This is a genomic window from Allomuricauda sp. F6463D, assembly GCF_023015965.1.
Lineage (GTDB): Bacteria > Bacteroidota > Bacteroidia > Flavobacteriales > Flavobacteriaceae > Flagellimonas.
Map to the genome: position 1 here is coordinate 235,842 of NZ_JALKAN010000003.1, position 19,619 is coordinate 255,460.

21 protein-coding genes are annotated in these 19,619 nt (G+C 39.6%); 10 read left to right on the forward strand and 11 right to left on the reverse strand.

Going from position 1 to position 19,619, the window contains the following annotated elements:
- The 4 genes from MWU56_RS14770 to MWU56_RS14785 all read left to right on the forward strand — a co-directional run bounded on the left by MWU56_RS14770 (position 1) and on the right by MWU56_RS14785 (position 5,295).
- Positions 1-1,032: an RluA family pseudouridine synthase gene (locus MWU56_RS14770; RefSeq protein ID WP_247045664.1), complete on the forward strand. Its 1,032-nt coding sequence runs from the start codon at positions 1-3 to the stop codon at positions 1,030-1,032.
- A gap of 89 nt (positions 1,033-1,121) precedes the next feature.
- Positions 1,122-1,883 carry a peroxide stress protein YaaA gene (gene yaaA / locus MWU56_RS14775; protein ID WP_247045666.1) on the forward strand — a complete coding sequence of 254 codons (762 nt, stop codon included), beginning with the start codon at positions 1,122-1,124 and terminating at the stop codon, positions 1,881-1,883.
- Between the two features lie 168 nt (positions 1,884-2,051).
- A complete protein-coding gene (locus tag MWU56_RS14780; protein WP_247045667.1) occupies positions 2,052-4,598 on the forward strand; it encodes a phosphoenolpyruvate carboxylase in 2,547 nt (848 codons plus the stop codon).
- Positions 4,599-4,605: 7 nt separating this feature from the next.
- Complete coding sequence (locus MWU56_RS14785; protein WP_247045670.1) at positions 4,606-5,295, forward strand: uracil-DNA glycosylase family protein; 690 nt, start codon at positions 4,606-4,608, stop codon at positions 5,293-5,295.
- Here the strand turns inward: MWU56_RS14785 and MWU56_RS14790 are convergent.
- The 11 genes from MWU56_RS14790 to MWU56_RS14840 all read right to left on the reverse strand — a co-directional run bounded on the left by MWU56_RS14790 (position 5,292) and on the right by MWU56_RS14840 (position 15,327).
- On the reverse strand, positions 5,292-6,788 hold the full coding sequence (locus tag MWU56_RS14790) for a M20/M25/M40 family metallo-hydrolase (protein WP_247045672.1): 1,497 nt from the start codon (positions 6,786-6,788) through the stop codon (positions 5,292-5,294). The two genes, MWU56_RS14785 and MWU56_RS14790, sit on opposite strands and share 4 nt — an antisense overlap.
- Before the next feature lie 34 nt (positions 6,789-6,822).
- Positions 6,823-7,584: a tryptophan synthase subunit alpha gene (trpA, locus tag MWU56_RS14795; protein WP_247045674.1), complete on the reverse strand. Its 762-nt coding sequence runs from the start codon at positions 7,582-7,584 to the stop codon at positions 6,823-6,825.
- 51 nt (positions 7,585-7,635) lie between these two features.
- The gene (gene trpB / locus MWU56_RS14800; protein WP_247045675.1) at positions 7,636-8,820 is read right to left on the reverse strand and encodes a tryptophan synthase subunit beta; all 1,185 of its coding nucleotides are present in this window, start codon (positions 8,818-8,820) and stop codon (positions 7,636-7,638) included.
- Positions 8,821-8,834: 14 nt separating this feature from the next.
- A complete protein-coding gene (locus tag MWU56_RS14805; RefSeq protein ID WP_247045678.1) occupies positions 8,835-9,512 on the reverse strand; it encodes a phosphoribosylanthranilate isomerase in 678 nt (225 codons plus the stop codon).
- Positions 9,509-10,294 (reverse strand): indole-3-glycerol phosphate synthase TrpC, encoded by a 786-nt coding sequence (gene trpC / locus MWU56_RS14810; RefSeq protein WP_247045681.1) that lies wholly within the window; start codon positions 10,292-10,294, stop codon positions 9,509-9,511. The genes MWU56_RS14805 and trpC overlap by 4 nt, the downstream gene beginning before the upstream one ends.
- Positions 10,295-10,361: 67 nt before the next feature.
- Positions 10,362-11,357: an anthranilate phosphoribosyltransferase gene (gene trpD, locus MWU56_RS14815; RefSeq protein ID WP_247045683.1), complete on the reverse strand. Its 996-nt coding sequence runs from the start codon at positions 11,355-11,357 to the stop codon at positions 10,362-10,364.
- A 65-nt stretch (positions 11,358-11,422) separates the two neighbouring features.
- Complete coding sequence (locus MWU56_RS14820; RefSeq protein ID WP_247045685.1) at positions 11,423-11,992, reverse strand: anthranilate synthase component II; 570 nt, start codon at positions 11,990-11,992, stop codon at positions 11,423-11,425.
- 2 nt (positions 11,993-11,994) lie between these two features.
- The gene (locus tag MWU56_RS14825; RefSeq protein WP_247045686.1) at positions 11,995-13,392 is read right to left on the reverse strand and encodes an anthranilate synthase component I family protein; all 1,398 of its coding nucleotides are present in this window, start codon (positions 13,390-13,392) and stop codon (positions 11,995-11,997) included.
- A 242-nt stretch (positions 13,393-13,634) separates the two neighbouring features.
- Positions 13,635-14,198: a YceI family protein gene (locus MWU56_RS14830; protein ID WP_247045688.1), complete on the reverse strand. Its 564-nt coding sequence runs from the start codon at positions 14,196-14,198 to the stop codon at positions 13,635-13,637.
- 41 nt (positions 14,199-14,239) lie between these two features.
- Positions 14,240-14,872 carry an NAD(P)H-dependent oxidoreductase gene (locus MWU56_RS14835; RefSeq protein ID WP_247045690.1) on the reverse strand — a complete coding sequence of 211 codons (633 nt, stop codon included), beginning with the start codon at positions 14,870-14,872 and terminating at the stop codon, positions 14,240-14,242.
- An 8-nt stretch (positions 14,873-14,880) separates the two neighbouring features.
- Positions 14,881-15,327 carry a MarR family winged helix-turn-helix transcriptional regulator gene (locus MWU56_RS14840; RefSeq protein ID WP_247045692.1) on the reverse strand — a complete coding sequence of 149 codons (447 nt, stop codon included), beginning with the start codon at positions 15,325-15,327 and terminating at the stop codon, positions 14,881-14,883.
- A 134-nt stretch (positions 15,328-15,461) separates the two neighbouring features.
- Between MWU56_RS14840 and MWU56_RS14845 the strand changes: the two genes are divergently transcribed.
- From MWU56_RS14845 to MWU56_RS14870, 6 genes are all read left to right on the forward strand, one after another.
- On the forward strand, positions 15,462-16,016 hold the full coding sequence (locus MWU56_RS14845; protein ID WP_247045694.1) for a TlpA family protein disulfide reductase: 555 nt from the start codon (positions 15,462-15,464) through the stop codon (positions 16,014-16,016).
- Positions 16,017-16,022: 6 nt separating this feature from the next.
- On the forward strand, positions 16,023-16,655 hold the full coding sequence (locus tag MWU56_RS14850) for a thioredoxin family protein (protein WP_247045696.1): 633 nt from the start codon (positions 16,023-16,025) through the stop codon (positions 16,653-16,655).
- 80 nt (positions 16,656-16,735) lie between these two features.
- Complete coding sequence (locus tag MWU56_RS14855) at positions 16,736-17,047, forward strand: rhodanese-like domain-containing protein (protein ID WP_247045698.1); 312 nt, start codon at positions 16,736-16,738, stop codon at positions 17,045-17,047.
- A 21-nt stretch (positions 17,048-17,068) separates the two neighbouring features.
- Positions 17,069-18,349: a DUF2851 family protein gene (locus tag MWU56_RS14860; protein WP_247045700.1), complete on the forward strand. Its 1,281-nt coding sequence runs from the start codon at positions 17,069-17,071 to the stop codon at positions 18,347-18,349.
- 8 nt (positions 18,350-18,357) lie between these two features.
- A complete protein-coding gene (locus MWU56_RS14865; protein WP_247045702.1) occupies positions 18,358-18,585 on the forward strand; it encodes a PspC domain-containing protein in 228 nt (75 codons plus the stop codon).
- A 2-nt stretch (positions 18,586-18,587) separates the two neighbouring features.
- Complete coding sequence (locus MWU56_RS14870; protein WP_247045704.1) at positions 18,588-19,595, forward strand: potassium channel family protein; 1,008 nt, start codon at positions 18,588-18,590, stop codon at positions 19,593-19,595.
- Positions 19,596-19,619: the final 24 nt, after the last annotated feature.

Below are 19,619 nucleotides of genomic sequence, written 5' to 3' on the forward strand. Positions count from 1 at the left end.
ATGAGTACTTCAGACAATTCAGATGAGTTATCACAAGATGAGCTTTATGAGCATCATGGTTTTGTAGCTTCCAAAGGTCAAGAACCTTTGCGAGTAGATAAGTTCTTGATGAATTTTATAGAGAACGCAACTCGGAACAAGATTCAACAAGCAGCTAAAAAAGGCCATATTTGGGTGAATGGTTCCATTGTAAAACAAAATTACAAGGTTAAGGCTGGGGATGAGGTAAAGGTAATGTTCGAGCATCCGCCCTACGAGTTTTTGTTGACACCAGAAAATATTCCCTTGGATATTATCTATGAAGATGATGTGCTTTTGGTTGTGAACAAACCTGCAGGTATGGTGGTGCACCCAGGGCATGGGAATTACTCAGGGACATTGATCAATGCACTGGTCTATCATTTTGATAACTTACCCAATAACAGTTCTAACAGGCCTGGTTTGGTGCATCGTATTGATAAGGATACTTCCGGATTGTTGGTAATTGCCAAAACAGAATCTGCAATGACGCATTTGGCCAAGCAATTTTTTGATAAGAGCAGTGAACGGGAATACGTTGCCTTGGTTTGGGGCAATGTGGAAGAGGAGGAAGGAACCGTTGAAGGGCATATTGCCAGAAACCCAAAGAACCGTCTTCAGATGATGGTTTTTCCAGAAGGCGACGAGGGCAAAGAAGCAGTGACCCATTACAAAGTATTGGAGCGGTTTGGGTATGTAACTTTGGTTTCCTGTAAGTTGGAAACCGGACGGACACACCAAATTAGGGTTCACATGAAATATATTGGGCATACACTCTTTAACGATGAACGCTATGGCGGAGAAAAAATCCTAAAGGGAACCACTTTTACCAAGTACAAACAATTTGTGGAAAACGCTTTTAAAGTATTGCCAAGACAAGCACTACATGCCAAGACACTGGGTTTTGTGCATCCTGTTACAGGAAAAATGATGCAATTTGATTCTGAATTGCCAGAGGATATGGTGAATTGCATTGCGAAATGGCGTGGCTATGCCAAGCATAACGAATCATAGTTTTCTTCAATCCTTATATTGAAAACACCATTGGCATACTTTTCCAAAAAAGTAAAATCCTTGTTATTTTTACTTAAAATTAAAAGAAAATGAAAATTGTCATATCACCTGCCAAGTCACTGGATTTTGAAACGGCATTGCCAACATCAAAATTCAGTCAGCCAAACTTTTTGGAACAAGCGGAAAAGTTGAATTCAGTTTTAAAAAAGAAGAAGCCCAAGTCGTTATCTGATTTGATGTCCATTTCCGATAAACTGGCTGAGTTAAATTGGGAACGGAACCAACAATTTTCATTACCCTTTACTGCAGATAATGCCCGCCCTGCGGTATATGCCTTTAATGGTGATGTGTACCAAGGCCTAGATGCATATTCCATCCCAGAAGATAAATTAGACAGGTTACAGGATACCCTCAGAATCCTATCGGGGCTTTATGGGGTACTGAAACCTTTGGACTTAATGCAGCCCTATCGGTTGGAAATGGGTACCCAACTAAAGGTGGGTAGAAAAAAGAATCTCTACGAATTTTGGAAAAAACAACTTACCGACCATTTAAACAATGAGCTTAAAGAGAACGAACTGTTCATAAACTTGGCCAGCAACGAATATTTTAGTGCTATAGATGCCAAAAATCTTAAAGTGCCGGTTATTGCACCAATTTTTAAAGATTGGAAGAACGATAAGTTAAAAGTGATAAGCTTTTTCGCTAAAAAGGCACGTGGTTCCATGGTTCGGTATATTATTGATAAAGACGCTGAAACGTTGGATGATATCAAGAATTTTGATTGCGATGGGTATCTATTTAGTGAAGAGCATACGGTTAAGCAGAACGAACCCGTATTCATCCGATAAAAACTTTGGTAAAAACCAAAGTAATCTTTAAGTTATGTGGGTAAGGTGTGTGGTTTGCATTAAAAATCAGACGCCTTGGATTATTTCGATTAACTTAATCTAGAGGTTATACGTTATTCACGAGTTTTGTGAGTATTCTGTTTTATAACATCAACTTATTAAAAATTCATGCAGCAGACTAAACGGTTAGAAGAGTTTAAAAAATCGGTTACCAATAAATTTAATATCTATAACAGCCTTTTCCTGAGCTTGCCCTACAAGAATGTGGAAAATGTGGGGATTCTTATCCCGCTATTGCTCGATCAATGTGAGAAAGGACTTAAGGCAGGCAAAGAGCCCCAAGAGATTTTGGAAGTGTTCTTTACCAATTTTGTGGATATTAAAGACGAAAGGGAACGCTTGGATTTTATGTTCCGTATAGTTCAATATGTGGAACGTCAAGTAGTATTATATGACAGTGTGGAAGATTCAGCCTTTCCAAAACTTCAGGAATATAGTAGTTCCCTTACCATTAAGGATTATTTTGAATTGGTCAACCGAACCAAAAATTGGGACAAAGTGTCCAAAAAACTGTCAACCTTTAGTGCTCGTATCGTTTTAACAGCGCATCCTACACAATTCTACACGCCAGCTGTCCTGGATATTATATCCGAACTTCGTTCACTTATTGATGAAGATAAGATCCATGATATAGATGTGACCCTCCAACAATTGGGATTGACATCCTTGATAAACGCAAAAAAGCCAACACCTTTGGATGAAGCGAAAAATATAATTTACATTCTCAGAAATACCTATTATGATGCCGTTGGTGAACTATACCAATATGTAAAAAGCAATATCAGGGACGAGAAGTTTGAGAATTATAATTTGATGAAGCTTGGATTTTGGCCCGGTGGTGACCGCGATGGAAATCCATTCGTAACTGCGGACATCACCAAACAAGTGGCAGATGAATTGAGGTTGACTTTAATGAAATGCTACTACAACGAATTAAAGAATCTTCGCAAAAAACTGACTTTTAAGGGAATGCAGGGCGACCTTAATGAGTTGAGCGGAAAATTGTATAATGCCATGTTTGATTCCAATGCCCCAATTTCCTATGAAGGAATTATTGAGCATTTGAGTGTGGTACGAGAAAAATTGATAGCAAATTATCATGGGTTGTATTTGGATGAACTAGATCAGTTTATAGATAAGGTCCATATTTTTAAAACTCATTTTGCAACTCTGGATATTCGCCAAGATCATAGCAAGCACAAAATGGTCGTGGAAACCGTGCTAAAAAAACAAGGAATCATCAACGAAAGTATCGATGAACTTAAAGAAAAGCAATTGGTGCAATTGTTGCTTCAAGAAGATTTTAAACTGAACCCTAAGGATTTTGATGATGATATTGTGAAAGATACCATCGTCAATATTCAAAACCTAAAAACGATTCAAGCTACAAATGGTGAAGACGGATGCAACCGGTACATCATTAGTAATTCGGAGGATATATTCTCCGTTTTATTCGTATTTGGATTGTTTAGGTGGTGTGGTTGGGACGATAAAGAAATCACTTTTGACATAGTGCCATTGTTCGAGACCATGAATGGTATGGACGCTTCAGAAGAAGTGATGCAGACCTTGTTCGATATTCCACAATACAGACAACATCTGGAAAAAAGGAGAGATATCCACACCATAATGCTTGGTTTTTCTGATGGAACCAAAGACGGAGGTTATTTAAAAGCCAATTGGTCCATTCTCAAAACCAAGGAAACTTTGAGCAAAGTCAGCAAGAAAAATGGTATCAGTGCCATTTTCTTTGACGGTAGGGGAGGACCACCGGCAAGAGGAGGAGGTAAAACCCATAAATTTTATGCGGCCCAGACCAAGGATGTGGCCAACCATGAGATACAACTCACCATACAAGGACAGACTATTACCAGCACCTACGGTACCAAGGAACAGTTCATTCACAATTCCGAACAGTTGCTTACCGCAGGCCTCAGTAATAACCTTTTTGGAAAAGAACATAAAATTTCCGCAACGCAGCGTAAACTTATTGAAGAACTCTCAGAACTAAGTTTTGAAAAGTATGATAAGCTAAAACAACACGATAAGTTTATTCCATACCTTGAAAATAGAAGTACCTTAAAATATTATACCAAGGCCAATATTGGTAGTAGACCAGGAAAAAGAGGAAACAAAAAACAGTTGACCCTGTCCGACCTTCGTGCCATTTCATTTGTTGGCTCATGGAGCCAGTTAAAGCAGAACGTTCCCGGGTATTTTGGATTGGGTTCCGCTATTCAGCAGTTACAAGAGGAAGGACGATTGAACGAGGTGAAAAAGCTCTACAAAGAAGTGCCTTTCTTTAAAGCGCTAATGCTGAACAGTATGATGTCCTTGGCCAAAACCAATTTTGATTTGACCAGTTATATGAAGGAAGACCCTGAATTTGGAGATTTCTGGAACATTTTGCACGATGAATTCCAATTGTCAAAAAAAATGCTGTTGCAGATTTCCAGTCTTAAAATTTTGATGGAAGACGAAGCTGTTTCAAGGGAGTCGGTGAAAATCAGAGAAAAAATTGTTTTGCCATTATTAGTGATTCAACAAAACGCCTTGTACCACATCACCCAAAATTCGGAGTTTAAAGAACTCTATGAAAAAATAGTGACCAGGTCACTATACGGTAATATCAATGCAAGTAGAAACTCGGCATAGATAAGGTGTGGGAGTGAAATTATTTAAGCACATACATCCATACGAACCCTTTTTGCTGTCAGAGGCTACAAAATTGATTGTTGGCACCTTGCCGCCACCACGTTTTACCACGGGAGAGCTGAAACCGCAAGATGTAGATTTCTGTTACGGTAGTAGTAATGGTATGCTTTGGCCTATTTTGGATAGAATATTTGATTTAGGCCTAAAGTTCGAAACAACAAACGAAGCGGTGGAACAACGAAAGCGCTTTTTGATTGAAAACAAAATAGGAGTGTGCGATATTGTCCAAAGTGCCGAGCGCGAAAAAATCGATGCTTCGGATTTGGGCATGCAAAATGTGGTGCTTCGGGATTTGGTGGGATACTTGCAGAAATATCCTAACATCCAAACACTGTTGTTCACTGGAGGCAACAGTAAAAACGGACCTGAATATTTCTTTCGCAGACAGTTGAAAAGACATGGGTTGAAGTTGGAAGTTGTTTCTAATGAAGTACCGAGAATCCATCAGTTGGAATTGCCTGTTGCTTTGAGCGGAGTCGAGGAGTTTAGAACAATCAAAACCGTTTCTTTGACCGCACCTTCGGGAGCTGCCAACCGAGCCGTGGGCAGTTTGCAAGCCTACAAAGATTTAAAAAGTAAAAACCCTGAATTCAATACACTTGATTATAGGGTAATGCAGTATCGGGAGTTTTTTTAGTCCATTTCCGAAGAAAGAATTCTATAAAATGCCTTAATCCCATAGGCTAACTGGCCTATTTTGATATTCTCGTTGGGACTGTGCTGGTTGTTGTCCGGATTTACCACGGGAACAATAAATGCAGGAATCTTCAACTCGTTGATAAAGGGTGAAATTGGTACGGTTCCACCCATGGTACGTATCTGAATAACCTCTTCACCAAAACTCTTGCTCAACGTGTTCACAATAAATTCGCCATAAGGATTGTCCAATTCGGTTCGGAATGCATCGGTAACACTACCTTCGGTAACGGTCACAATTTTGTCAAACTGCGTACGCTCTTCTTTGGAAGGTACGTGGTCCAATACTTTGTATCCTTGTTTGGCTATATGTTCTTTTACCAAGTTTTTAAGGCGGGTTCCATCACTTTCAACGACCAATCTCAAATCCAATTCGGCAGTGGCACTCTCTGGAACAATGGTCCGTGCCTTGTCACCCACCCAACCTGAACTCAATCCACGAATATTCAAGGATGGGTATTGTAAAGCTTCTTGATAATAACCACCTACCTTTTCAGCAGTTTTAAATTGCAGTTTCTCGGCAATGGCCTCATCACTATCTGGAACACTTTTTAAAATAGAATCGGTGTTTTCGTCAATGGTTATGCCATCATAATAGCCTGGAATGGTCACTTTACCCTCAGTATCTTTCATAGTGGCCACTAATTGTGCCAATTGAAACCCTGGGTTTGGCGCATAGTTGCCATAATGTCCACTATGTTGAGGTTTGATGGGGCCGTAAGTTGTAAGGGTCAGCGTAGTGATTCCCCGACATCCATAAACCACTGTTGGGTTTTCTGAAGCATGAACGGGTCCATCAATAATCATTAAAAAATCGGATTCCAACAGCTCGCGATATTGTTTTACTGCAGCTGGTAATGGTTTGCTGCTTCTTTCTTCCTCACTATCTAAAATCACTTTTATATTGAAAGGAACCACTTTGCCATCTTGTTTCAGTAAATCAATGGCATTTAAAAACATCACAATGGGTGATTTGTCATCCGAAGTAGATCGTCCGAAAAGGCGCCAATCATAATTGATGTCATCATCCAGTTCATCAAAAGAAACGGTTTCAAAACCATCATCTTTAGGGGCTTTCAGTACCACTTGATAGGGGTTGGGTTGGTCCCATTTGGATGGGTCCACCGATTGCCCATCAAAATGCATATAAATAAGCACTGTAGGTTTTTCACTGCTGACAGGGGTAGCTGCAAAAAATAAGGGAAGTCCTTCCGTTTCCAAAACGGCGGTGTTGAAGCCTCTATCACCAAATTTACGCTTTAACCACATAATGTTACGGTCGATATCCGCAGCATCCAAAGCATCGTTGGGAATGGCAATAAATTCCCGGATCTCGTTAATGGCGTCGGCCACTTGTGATTTAACAGCCACATCATCTTGAGCAAAAAGAGAAAAAGTCAGGAATAGGGAAACTAAGGAGAGTGCTTTTTTCATGGGATAAATCAATGTTGATTTTAAAAGCTGAAATTTAACGAATTTGCTTCACAAAGTCACCAATACCATCAACTCCATTTTCTGTTAAATGTTTGATGAAGGCGGAACCGATGATGGCACCTTTGGCTTTTTGGGTCGCCTGCTCAAAAGTGTCCGCATTGCTGATTCCAAAACCAACTATTTGTGGGTTGTTCAGGTTCATATGGGCAATCCGTTCAAAATAGTCTGATTGTTCGTTGCCAAAACCTTGTTTTGCCCCAGTAGTACTTGCAGAACTCACCATGTAGATAAATCCATCGGAAGCACTGTCAATAGCTTTGATACGTTCGTCACTGGTTTGTGGAGTGATCAAAAAGACGTTGATCAGCCCATGTTTTTTGAAAATGGCTTCGTACTCTTCTTGATAAACATCCAATGGTAAATCTGGGAGAATGATGCCATCAATACCTATTTCTTCACATTTGGCACAAAATTCCTCCACGCCATATTGGAGTACGGGGTTAAAATATCCCATCAAAATCAATGGAATGGAAACTGTTTTTCTAATATCTTCTAATTGTTCAAAAAGTAGGGCAGTGTTCATCCCATTTTTTAAGGCTGCGGTGGAGCTGGCCTGTATGGTGGGGCCGTCGGCCAAAGGGTCGCTGAATGGCAACCCAATTTCGATGAGGTCAACATCGCTTTTTTCCAAGTCTTGAATGATTTGTACGGTATCGTTCAAGTTAGGGTATCCTGCTGAAAAATATATGGATAGGATTTTTTTATCCTCTTGTAATTTTTGTTTGATTCTGTTCATAAATCTAGATTTGAGATGTGAGACATGAGTTTTGAGACCGATCTCTGGCATCTATAATTTAAAATAATCAATATAGTTCTGTAAATCTTTATCACCACGTCCGGATAGGTTGACCACCACCACATCATCTGGATTGAATTTTCTATCCTCAAAAATGGCCAAGGCATGGGAGGATTCAATGGCGGGAATGATTCCTTCCAATTTGCAGAGCTCCAGACCTGCATTCATGGCATCATCATCCGTTATGGAAATAAATTCACCTCTTCCGGAAGCATACAAATGTGCATGCATGGGCCCTACACCGGGGTAATCCAAACCTGCCGAAATGGAATAGGGTTCCGTAATCTGTCCATCTTGGGTCTGCATCAACAATGTTTTACTGCCATGGATTATCCCGATTTTACCTAAAGCGGAGGTAGCGGCACTTTCACCCGAATCAATGCCTTTTCCTGCAGCTTCCACGGCAATAATTCCCACTTCGGGAGTATCCAAATAATGATAGAAGGCCCCAGCAGCATTACTTCCTCCTCCAACACAGGCCACCACATAATCAGGGTTTTCTCGCCCTTCTTTTTCTTGGAGTTGGTTTTTGATTTCCTCGGAAATTACCGATTGAAACCTGGCAACCATGTCAGGATATGGATGTGGACCAACTACGGAGCCTATGATGTAATGGGTGTCCACAGGATTGTTTATCCAATCGCGGATGGCTTCGTTGGTGGCATCTTTCAAAGTTTTACTACCCGATGTGGCCGGCCTTACCTCTGCACCCAACATTTTCATACGGGCCACGTTTGGTGCTTGGCGGGCAATATCTATTTCCCCCATATATACCACGCACTCAATACCCATTAGGGCACAAACGGTAGCAGTGGCCACACCATGCTGACCTGCCCCCGTTTCTGCAATAATCCTGTTTTTACCCAGTTTTTTGGCCATCAAAATTTGCCCGATGGTGTTGTTTACTTTATGGGCACCGGTATGACACAGGTCTTCTCTTTTGAGATAAATTTTGGTGTTATATTTTTCGGATAGTCGTTTGGCAAAATAAAGTGGGGTAGGCCTTCCGACGTAATCTTTAAGTAACTGTTGGAATTCTTCCTTAAAGGAAGGTTCCTGCATTATTTGGATATAATTTTGCCGAAGCTCTTCGCAATTGGGGTAGAGCATTTCGGGAATATAAGCACCCCCAAACTCTCCATAATACCCACGTTCATCTGCATGGTAGCTCTTCATGGTTTTCTCGTTTTTTAGTTAAGATCGCTCTCAAGCGATTCGATGAATATTTTTAAATGTTCAATATTTTTCAAACCTGGTTCCTTTTCAAATTTGCTGTTCACATCTATGGCATAGCAATTTTTAGAGGCAGGGCTGTTTAAAAATTCCTGTAATTTCACTTGTGATTCCAGACCAATGCCGCCACTCAAGAAGTAGGGCTTATTGGAAGGATATGGCTCCAAAACTGACCAATCGAATGTATATCCATTGCCACCCGGTAATTTTCCCTTGGTATCGAACAGGAAATAGTCGCATACATTTTCATAGTCTTTTAGGACATCAAAGTCAAAATCATCCTTGATGGAGAATACTTTGATGATGTCTAATTCGTCATGCTGAACCTGATTCAGCATCTCACTCGTGTGCGACCCCGAAACTAGTTCGGGGTGACGCAATGATTTACAATACTCAGCACTTTCATTTCCATGGAGTTGTACGGCATCCAATTGATAATAGTCAACTTTTGCCAAAACATCTTCCAAAGGTGCGTCCACAAAAACCCCTGTTTTTTTAATGGAGCTTGGCAATTCAGGCATTTCTCCAGAAAAGAACCGAGATGACGGTTCCCAGAATATAAAGCCCAAATAATCGGGTTGCAATTTTGCAACCTCGGTGGGGTTATGGTTCATGCCGCAGATCTTTAGTTTCACGCTTCTAATTTTTTAATGAATTCAGAAGCATTTACTCCTGGATTGTCCGTTTTCATGAAATTTTCACCAATCAGAAATCCTTGATAACCGTATTCTTTTAATTCCCTGATTGGCTCTACAGAACTGATGCCGCTTTCGGAAACTTTCACAAAATCATCGGGTATTTTCACTGATAGGGACTTACTGGTGTTCAAATCAACATCAAATGTTTTAAGGTTACGATTGTTTACCCCTAACATATCCAAACTGGGCATTAACGATTTTTCCAGCTCCGCTTCATTATGGACCTCCAATAGTACATCCAATCCAAGTTTTTTAGCCAATTCCGATAAGGTTTTTATCTCTTCCCTGGGCAAAATTGCGGCAATCAATAAAATGACATCGGCACCATAGGCTTTGGCTTCCACAATTTGATATTCATCTATGATGAATTCTTTTCGCAAAATGGGAATGTTCGTAGCTGCTCGTGCAAGTACCAAGTCATCCAAAGATCCCCCAAAATATTTGCCATCGGTGAGCACGGACATACCGCAAGCTCCAGCATCGGCATAGCCTTTGGCCACATCTTGTACACTTAAACTTTGGTTGATCACGGATTTGGAAGGGGAACGTCGTTTATGTTCAGCTATAATTCCCGAGTTGCTTTCACGTAACTTTTCGGCCAATGAGGCGGATGTACGCTCCATCATCACGGAGGTTTCCAATTGGGGCAAGGTAATGAGGGATTTTTTTAAATCCACTTCCTTGCGTTTATCGGCTACTATTTTGTCTAGTATATTCATGTTGTTTTTGTCATTCTGAACATAGTGAAACATCTCAGTCAATCTCTCAACTGCGCTCGAGTTGACACTAGTTTTTACTCAATTCCTGTAATTTCTTCAACGCTTCCAAACCTTTACCTCCGAACAAGGATTCCTTTGCTTTTTCAAAGCCTTCCTTGGGAGTGATGCCTTTTACTGTGGCAATGGCAACACCTGCATTGGCGCAGACCACATTGTTTTGCGCCTCTGTACCTTTTCCTTGTAAAATATTCATAAAAATCTGGGCGGATTCTGCCACATCTTCACCTCCCGTAATATCCTGTTGGGAAACTTTTTTAACACCAAAATCAGCTGGGGAAAGCATAGTTTCTGTATGGTTGGATATGGTTTTTGTGTTTCCGGTCAACGAGATTTCATCATAGCCGTCCAATGCATTTAAAACAGTGAAATTTTTATCGGTATTCTGATAAAGATAGCCATACATCCGCGCCAATTCCAGATTGAACACCCCTACCATTTGATTTTTTGGAAATGCTGGATTTACCATAGGTCCCAACATATTAAAAAATGTTTTTACCGCCAGTTCCCTTCGAATGGGTGCAACATTTTTCATGGCAGGGTGGAAAAGGGGGGCGTGTAACACACAGATACCGGCCTCTTCGATGGTTTTTCTAAGAAAATCGGCCTCATTACTGAATTTGATACCCAAAAATTCCATTACATTGCTACTACCACATTTGGAAGATACTCCGTAGTTGCCATGCTTGGTCACATGGATTCCGCTACCCGCTGTCACAAATGAGGCAAGGGTGGAGATATTGAAGGTGTCTTTTCCGTCACCACCGGTTCCGCAGAGATCAATAGGGTTGTATTCTGCCAAGTCAATCGCCAAGCATAGTTCCAATAATGCATCTCGAAAACCTTCCAATTCCTCTATGGTCACGCTACGCATCATGTAAACAGTCAAAAATGCTGCAATTTGAGAGGTATTATAATCTCCCTTGGCAATGTTCACCAAAATCTGTTTGGCCTCTTCCTTTGGGAGTATTTCGTGATTGATTAATTTATTTAATGTCTCTTTCATTATGTTTTAGATGTGAGAGATTAGATGTTAGATTTTAGAGAACTTTCAATTCTCATATCTCAGTTCTATTTTCTATTAAGCCAATTTTTCAACATTTGTTTGCCTTCGGGTGTCAGCACGGATTCTGGGTGAAACTGTACCGCCGTAACATCATACTCTTTGTGCCGGAGTGACATGATTTGACCGTTTTCATCCACCGCAGTAGTTTCCAATACTTCGGGTAAATCAGTATCCACGACCCAGGAATGGTATCTGCCCACTTGAAGGTTTTTTGGTAAGCCCTTATAAATAGGGTCATCCTTGGTAACCGTTATCGTGGTGTCCACTCCGTGATATACTTGATCGAGATTGATCAAGGTTCCACCAAAAACCTCACCAATAGCCTGTAGTCCCAAACAAACACCAAAAATTTTCTTGGTAGGGGCGTAGGTTTTGATGATGGCTTTTAGAAGTCCTGCCTCATCTGGGATTCCTGGTCCTGGGGACAAAACGATATATTCAAAAGGCTCCACGTCGTCCAAGGTAAGCTGGTCGTTCCGTTTAACCGTTACTTCGCAATCCAAATCTTCCAGATAGTGAACCAAGTTGTAGGTAAAACTATCGTAGTTGTCTATCATTAAAATCTTCTTTCCCATGGTTAGATTGTTTCGGCAATTTCCAGCGCTTTATTGAGTGCGCCCAATTTATTGTAGGTTTCTTGGAGTTCGTCATTTGGATCGGAGGCTGCCACTAGGCCAGCTCCAGCCTGGTAATAGAGTTCATGGTCCTTGCTCAAGAATGTACGGATCATGATGGCGTGGTTGAAGTTGCCTTCAAAATCCATAAAACCGATGGCGCCACCATAGTACGACCTACTTGTTTTTTCATACTTTTCTATGAGCTGCATGGCCATGTGTTTAGGTGCTCCGCTCAATGTTCCGGCAGGGAAGGTGTCTGCAACCACTTTCATGGTAGTGCTGTCCTTTTTCTTTTGTCCCGTTACTTTGGATACCAAGTGGATTACATGGGAGAAGTATTGTACTTCCCTATAGGTGTCCACGTTTACCGTATTTCCGTTACGGCTAAGATCGTTTCGAGCCAAATCCACAAGCATCACGTGTTCACTATTTTCTTTTTTGTCTTGGGCCAATTTTTTCGCTAATTCGGCATCCTTTTCATCGTTTCCGGTACGTTTGTATGTTCCTGCAATGGGATGAATTTCTGCTTTGCCATCCTTTACGATCAATTGTGCTTCGGGAGAGCTTCCAAATATTTTAAAGTCCCCATAATCAAAATAGAAGAGGTAGGGAGAGGGGTTGATGGAGCGCAGTGCTCGGTATACATTGAATTCATCTCCCTTGAATTTTTGTTTGAACCTTCTGGAGAGCACCAGTTGGAACACATCGCCTCGTTGACAATGTTTTTTGGCCAAATCTACTTGTTCTTTGTAATCTTCATCTTTAAGGTTGGATTCTGGTTGCCCTTCTTTAGTGAAATTATAGGAAGAAAATGTACGTACATTAAAAAGCTGCTCTATCTCATCCACATTACTTTCGGAATTATAGCAATGTGCGAACAGATAGGCTTCATTTTTAAAATGGTTGATAGCGATAATGTTCTGGTAAACGGCATAATAAATGTCCGGAATGTTAACAGAATCATCTTTTTTGGAAATCTCTACATCTTCAAAATAGCGAACGGCATCGTAGGCCATATAGCCAAAAAGGCCACTATATATAAATTTGAAACCGTTTTGTGTGGTTTTAAATTGTTTGCTGAAGTTGTGTATCACTTCAGGGATGTCGGTTTCCGGGCCAATTTTCGTCACCTCAGTTGTGCCATCAGGGAATTTTTGCGTAACGGTTTCATTTTCTACTTTGATGGAAGCAATCGGATTGCAGCAGATGTATGAAAAACTGTTGTCGTTTGCATGGTAGTCGCTACTTTCTAAAAGAATACTGTTTGGAAACTTGTCCCGGATTTTGAGGTAGACACTCACGGGGGTGATGGTGTCTGCAAGGATTTTTTTGTAATGTGTGGTTAGCGTGTAACTCATTTTGGTACTTATATAAATTAAAAAAGGCCTGTCGTGATGACAAGCCTCTTGTATGGTTATAATGGGGACTAGCTCACGAAGTTCGACGTAAGTTTTTCCACCACCAGATATTTACTGTTCTGTTAATCATTGGTTCAAATATAGGGAGGAATTTTTAACAGGACAACAATGTTTTGTTTAAAATTAAAAATCCCGCCCATGATTTTCTCGAACGGGATTTTCACACACTAAATTGTAGTTGCTTACATCTGTAGGTCAACTACCAAATCAAATTCGTCATAAATCAATTTATCTTTGGCCGTGCCAATGATTCCCGATCTGTATTGTACATCGTAATTGGTTCTATCAACTTTCAATGTAGCAGTTGCTTTGTCCCCATACACGGATACATCAAAGGTTACAGGTGCTGTGTTTCCTTTAATAGTTAAGTCACCTGTTACCTCATAGGAATTTTTCCCTGAGGATTTTACGTTGGTAAAAACTAATGTGGCGGTTGAATGTGTTGCTGAACTAAAAAAGTCATCAGATTTAAGGTGTCCGTCAAGTTTGTTTTTGGAATTTCCTTCAAGGTCGGTAGAGCTTATGGTAGTCATGTCCACCACAAAATTGCCTCCGGTCAATTTTTCACCATCAAATTCCAGAGCTCCGGCGGTTAGGTTAGTAGTACCTGTGTGAGAACCACCAACTTTATAGGCTTTCCAAGTTACTGTGCTCTCTGTTGCTTTTACTTCTTTTACGATTGGATTTGCTACTGCGGCAGCTCCAAAAAGGACTATCAATGCTAAACTTAAAATTGTCTTTTTCATGAATGTGCTGATTTTTGTTTTTAAATGTTAAGGTTTAAGATTTATAAATATGTAAATAGTTCTTCTTTTGATTTTCTCACTTTGGGCAAATATTGCGTTTCGTCTTCTTTGGAACGGTAACCTACGGCTAAAACAACAACGGCGTTATAGTTTTTATCCGTAAGACCAAGTATCTCATTGTACTTGTCGGATTGAAAGCCTTCAATAGGGCAAGTATCTATTTTCAATTCTGCTGCTGCTTGCATCAAGTTGCCAAAAGCGATATAGGCTTGTCTTGCGGTCCAGTTGGCTTTGGTTTCAGGAGGAAGCTCCATTAATTTGGATTTCATAAAATCGGAATAGCCTTTTAATCCATCGAAGGGAATATTTCTGGTACTGCTTACATTTTCCAAGAAATCATCCACCAGTTCTTCCCCAAAATTGGTGGCATTTGCAAATACAATGATATGTGATGCATCGGTTATCTGTGATTGTCCCCAAGAAACGGGTTTTAATTTTTCCTTGGTATCTTGATCGGAGACCACAAAAATATGGTAGGGCTGTAATCCGTAGGAAGAGGCACTCAATCGTGTAGCTTCCAAAAGTGTTTCCAAATCTTCATCCGACACTTTTTTGGTGCCATCGAATTTTTTGGTGGCATAGCGCCAGGTTCTATGTTCTATAACTGTATTCATTTTTATATTTAAAATTTATCTAGTAACTGATTTAATTGTTCCAGATCCCTATTATCGAAGTTTTCTAAAATAGTACTGTGCGCCTTGTCTAGGGCCTTGTCCATTTGTTCCAAAACCTCAAGCCCTTCATTGGTAATTACAATTTCAACCTTTCTTCTGTTGGATGGGCACACACAACGGTTTACATACCCCTTCTTCAATAGCTTGTCCACTAATCGTGTCGTATTGCTCATTTTGGTCACCATACGCTCGTTTAGCGTGCAGAGGTTGGCGGGTTTGCCTTGTTGCCCCCTTAGAATTCTCAGTACATTGAATTGTTGAACGGAAACTTCAAAAGGCTTTAGTGTTGCCGTCATAACCTCATTGATTCTATTGTTAACCAACGCTATATGAATTATAGTTCTGGGTTTCAATGGAATTTCGTTAGCGGTTTTTATAATTTCTTCAACTTTCATGTATCAACAACAATTGTATGTACAAATGTAGGGTTAATTATGTTTTTTTATCGAACGAACAATCGATAAAGTTTTGTTAAATGATGAAAAAACGAGTTTCAATATGTATTTTTATAAGTTGTAAAACACAGACAATGAATAGGTTATTCGTTTTGGGGATTGTGGTTGCTATTTTTATCGGTTGTGCTGATAAGAAGAAGGGAAACAAGGAGGTAATGGAAAATGGTGATAATGATAAGGTTGCCCAAAAAACAACAGAGAATTCGGATGTAAAGTTCCCTGTGTATGATTTTGATGGTTTGGAACCCATGTTGCACAAGCAGGACGATAGGATTTATATAATAAACTTTTGGGCTACTTGGTGCCAGCCATGCATAGAGGAGATGCCATATTTTGAAAAAGTTTATAAAGAGCAAAAACATAACAATGTGGAGTTGGTTTTGGTGAATCTGGACATGCCGAATATGTGGAAGACCCGATTGGAACCCTATGTGGAGAAAAACAAAATTCAGGGCACTGTGGTTATATTGGACGACCCCAAACAAAACGATTGGATACCAAAGGTATCCGAAGAATGGGGCGGAGGTATTCCGGCTACCTTAATATATAATAAGGATAGGCGGACTTTTTACGAACATGGCTTTACGTACGAGGAATTAAACGAAGCGTTGAATAAATTCAAAAAATAATACACAATGAAAAATGTAAAAATTTTTGGAGGAATAGCACTAGTGTTACTTTTTGTGTCATCTTTTGCCATGGGGTTTAAAGTTGGAGAAAACGATAATCTGGACAACGGATATCAGGTTGGGGATGTCGCCACCGATTTTTCTTTAAAAAATGTTGATGGCAAGATGGTGTCCCTAGCGGATTTTGATACCGCAAAGGGCTTTTTGGTCATATTTACCTGTAATACCTGCCCTTATGCACGTGCTTATGAAGACCGTATTATCGCTTTGGATGCCAAGTACAAACCCCAGGGAGTACCAGTCGTGGCCATAATGCCAAACAATCCTAGCGATAAACCAGGGGACAGTTTTGCAAAAATGAAGGAACGCGCAGCAGAAATAGGTTTTACTTTTCCTTACTTGATGGATGAAGGCCAGAAAGTTTATCCTCAGTACGGAGCTACTAGAACGCCTCATGTATTTTTATTGGAAAAGACGAAATCTGGAAATATGGTTAAGTATATAGGGGCCATAGATGATAATTACCAAGACGCTTCACAGGTAGATGAAAAATTTGTGGAGAATGCCGTGGATGCCATGTTGGCTGGTAATGAAATTGATCCAAAAACGACAAAAGCAATAGGATGCGGTATAAAATAGACCGCAATCAAAATAAAACAAATAGAAATCCGGAGTAATGCTTCGGATTTTTATTTTTGTATCAATTAAAAAATAGAAAAATGTCAGATTTATCACAAGAAGAATGGGCGGAACAACTGGAAAAGGATGATAACGCCATTGTTTTGGATGTGCGAACCCTCGAAGAAGTGGAAGAAGGTTACATTCCTGGATCCACCAATATCGATATTTATTTGGGTCAGGAATTTTTAGACGAAGTGGAAAAACTGGATAAATCCAAAAATTTCTATGTCTATTGCAGATCTGGAAACCGAAGTGGACAAGCCTGTGCCATATTGAATAGTATAGGGATTGAAAATGCATATAACTTGGAAGGAGGCTTTATGAACTGGGAAGGTGAAATAGAAGAGTAACTTTCCATTTATCCCAAATCAATGCGAGAAGACCTACTTTATTTTATTTGGAAGCAAAACAAGCTTCCAAAAAAACTGCTGTGTGCCAGTAATGGCGATGCTATAAGTATTAAAGCGACCGGAATCCAAAATAGATTGGAGGGCCCCGATTTTTTTAATGCAAAAATTGAAATAGATGGCCAACTATGGGCCGGTAATGTTGAGATGCATATAAAATCATCTGACTGGTACGTACATCATCACGAAACAGATGAAAATTATGACAATGTCATCCTTCATGTAGTGTGGGAGGATGACATTGCCGTTTTTAGAAAAGATGGTTCCCAAATTCCAACATTGGAAATCAAACAATATGTTTCCAATGATCTTATGAACGGCTATCTTAGGTTGATGGAAACTTTCAATACAAGTTTCATCAATTGTGAAAAGGATTTAAAGCAAGTCGACCCCTTTTTGGTTGAAAATTGGCTGCACCGATTGTATATTGAACGTTTGGAAGACAAATCCAAACTTATATTGGACTTGTTACAGGTATCCAAGAACGATTGGGAGGCAGTACTTTTTGTGCTTTTGGCCAAGAATTTTGGCTCCAAGGTAAACGGGCCATACTTTTTGGATCGGGCAAAACAGTTGGATTTTACCATCGTAAGGAAAACGAGTAATGAACCTCTTCAATTAGAGGCATTGCTTTTTGGTCATTTTGGACTTTTAAACGTCGATGATTGTAGCGATGCCCATTATTTAATACTCAAAAAAGAATACGAATACCTGGTTCATAAGTTTGACTTGTTAGAAAATGAATCAAAACCGGCATTTTTTGGGTTGAGACCTTTAAATTTTCCCACCATTAGGATTTCGCAACTGGTAAATCTATATGTTGGTGGGCAAAATGTTTTTTCAAAATTGATGGCATTGAACACCTTGGAAGATATGCATCAAGCTTTTTCAGTTTCTACAGGATCGTATTGGGAAAACAGTTATACTTTTGGCAAGATCTCCAAAAAACGGACAAAGAAGCTATCCAAAAAATTTATAGAACTTGTCATCATCAATACAATTTTGCCACTTAAATTTTGCTATTCAAAATATGTTGGCAAGGATTGGGATGAAGCATTGGTCGGCCTGGTTTCAAAATTGGACAAAGAGGTTAATTCTGTTATTAAAAACTTTGAAAAAATAGGTTCCAAAACACAAAATGCTTTGGAAAGTCAGGCAAAATTGGAACTATACAATAATTACTGTTCCAAAAATAAATGCATGCAATGTACAATAGGCACACATTTATTGAATAGAAATACATAATTTTAACCATGTCTTTATTCTACAATACACTTTATTATTTTCAAAAAAGAGGCTTCGAAGTCTGTGGAAGGATAGCAGAAAGACTTGGTATCCGAGCCCGTGTAGTGCGTACAAGTTTTATTTACTTGACGTTTGTTACCTTGGGATTTGGTTTTGCTCTTTATCTTTTTATCGCATTTTGGCTTAGGATAAAGGACTTGGTTTACACTAAAAGAACCTCAGTATTTGATCTCTGATTATGATTGGTTTACTACGCTCCAAAATAGTGCTTGCCCTCACCTTGATTGTTGTGGTGCTATTGATTGGGGTGGTCGGATATAAATCGCTCTCAGATTTTACATGGATCGAGGCAATTTACATGACAATTATTACGGTGACAACTGTAGGCTTTTCCGAAGTAAGGCCTTTGGATGCCGATGCAAAGATTTTTACCGTATTTTTAATCGTTGCCAGTGTTTTTATATTTGGTTTTGCAATATCAGTGGTCTCTGAATATATTTTAGGTAGAAATTCACTGGAACTTTTAAAAAGGAAAAAAGTGAAAAAACAAATAGATAGTCTTTCCAACCATATAGTGGTTTGTGGTTTTGGTAGAAATGGCATGCAGGCTGCGGAAAAATTGATTGCTTACAACAAACCTTTTGTTGTTATTGAAAAAGAAAAAGAAATTATAGAGCGCCATGGGAACGACGTTTTGTTTGTAGAGGGCGATGCCAATGAAGATGAGGTGCTGCTCAAGGCCGGAATAGATCGAGCTAAATATTTGATTACAGCAGTGCCGGATGATGCCGTCAACCTTTTTATAGTGCTCTCGGCAAGGCAATTAAACAAAGATCTTTTTATTATAAGTAGGGCGTCCCAAATAAACTCGGTTAAAAAACTGGAATTAGCTGGTGCCAATGAAGTAATAATGCCCGATAAAATTGGTGGCGACCATATGGCTTCTTTGGTGGTCGTGCCCAATTTAATTACTTTTTTAAATCAACTTTCAATCGAGGGAGAGCACACAACAAATTTGGAAGAAGTGAGTATCGAGAATTTCACAGATCAAATGGAATGTAACTCTATTCGGGATTTAGATCTACGGAAAAAAACAGGTTGCACTATAATAGGTTATATAGGTCCTAGTGGGGAATATATTATCAATCCTGAAGCCGATATGGTTTTACAACCAAGCAGTAAGGTAATTGTTTTGGGTAGACCGGAACAAATAAAGAAGCTCAACCAAATGCTACGGATAGATTAGTTTAACAACCATTAATTTTTTTGG

Bases quoted from the DNA above. Each gene is read 5' to 3' on its own strand.
- MWU56_RS14770 (WP_247045664.1), top strand. From the start codon at position 1: ATGAGTACTTCAGACAATTCAGATGAGTTATCACAAGATGAGCTTTAT.
- MWU56_RS14790 (WP_247045672.1), bottom strand. From the start codon at position 6,788: ATGAAAAAAGCACTCTCCTTAGTTTCCCTATTCCTGACTTTTTCTCTT.
- MWU56_RS14830 (WP_247045688.1), bottom strand. From the start codon at position 14,198: ATGAAAAAGACAATTTTAAGTTTAGCATTGATAGTCCTTTTTGGAGCT.
- MWU56_RS14835 (WP_247045690.1), bottom strand. From the start codon at position 14,872: ATGAATACAGTTATAGAACATAGAACCTGGCGCTATGCCACCAAAAAA.
- trpC (WP_247045681.1), bottom strand. From the start codon at position 10,294: ATGAATATACTAGACAAAATAGTAGCCGATAAACGCAAGGAAGTGGAT.
- MWU56_RS14845 (WP_247045694.1), top strand. From the start codon at position 15,462: ATGAATAGGTTATTCGTTTTGGGGATTGTGGTTGCTATTTTTATCGGT.
- MWU56_RS14820 (WP_247045685.1), bottom strand. From the start codon at position 11,992: ATGGGAAAGAAGATTTTAATGATAGACAACTACGATAGTTTTACCTAC.
- yaaA (WP_247045666.1), top strand. From the start codon at position 1,122: ATGAAAATTGTCATATCACCTGCCAAGTCACTGGATTTTGAAACGGCA.
- trpB (WP_247045675.1), bottom strand. From the start codon at position 8,820: ATGAAGAGCTACCATGCAGATGAACGTGGGTATTATGGAGAGTTTGGG.
- trpD (WP_247045683.1), bottom strand. From the start codon at position 11,357: ATGAAAGAGACATTAAATAAATTAATCAATCACGAAATACTCCCAAAG.
- trpA (WP_247045674.1), bottom strand. From the start codon at position 7,584: ATGAACAGAATCAAACAAAAATTACAAGAGGATAAAAAAATCCTATCC.
- MWU56_RS14850 (WP_247045696.1), top strand. From the start codon at position 16,023: ATGAAAAATGTAAAAATTTTTGGAGGAATAGCACTAGTGTTACTTTTT.
- MWU56_RS14855 (WP_247045698.1), top strand. From the start codon at position 16,736: ATGTCAGATTTATCACAAGAAGAATGGGCGGAACAACTGGAAAAGGAT.
- MWU56_RS14780 (WP_247045667.1), top strand. From the start codon at position 2,052: ATGCAGCAGACTAAACGGTTAGAAGAGTTTAAAAAATCGGTTACCAAT.
- MWU56_RS14860 (WP_247045700.1), top strand. From the start codon at position 17,069: ATGCGAGAAGACCTACTTTATTTTATTTGGAAGCAAAACAAGCTTCCA.
- MWU56_RS14870 (WP_247045704.1), top strand. From the start codon at position 18,588: ATGATTGGTTTACTACGCTCCAAAATAGTGCTTGCCCTCACCTTGATT.
- MWU56_RS14840 (WP_247045692.1), bottom strand. From the start codon at position 15,327: ATGAAAGTTGAAGAAATTATAAAAACCGCTAACGAAATTCCATTGAAA.
- MWU56_RS14825 (WP_247045686.1), bottom strand. From the start codon at position 13,392: ATGAGTTACACGCTAACCACACATTACAAAAAAATCCTTGCAGACACC.
- MWU56_RS14865 (WP_247045702.1), top strand. From the start codon at position 18,358: ATGTCTTTATTCTACAATACACTTTATTATTTTCAAAAAAGAGGCTTC.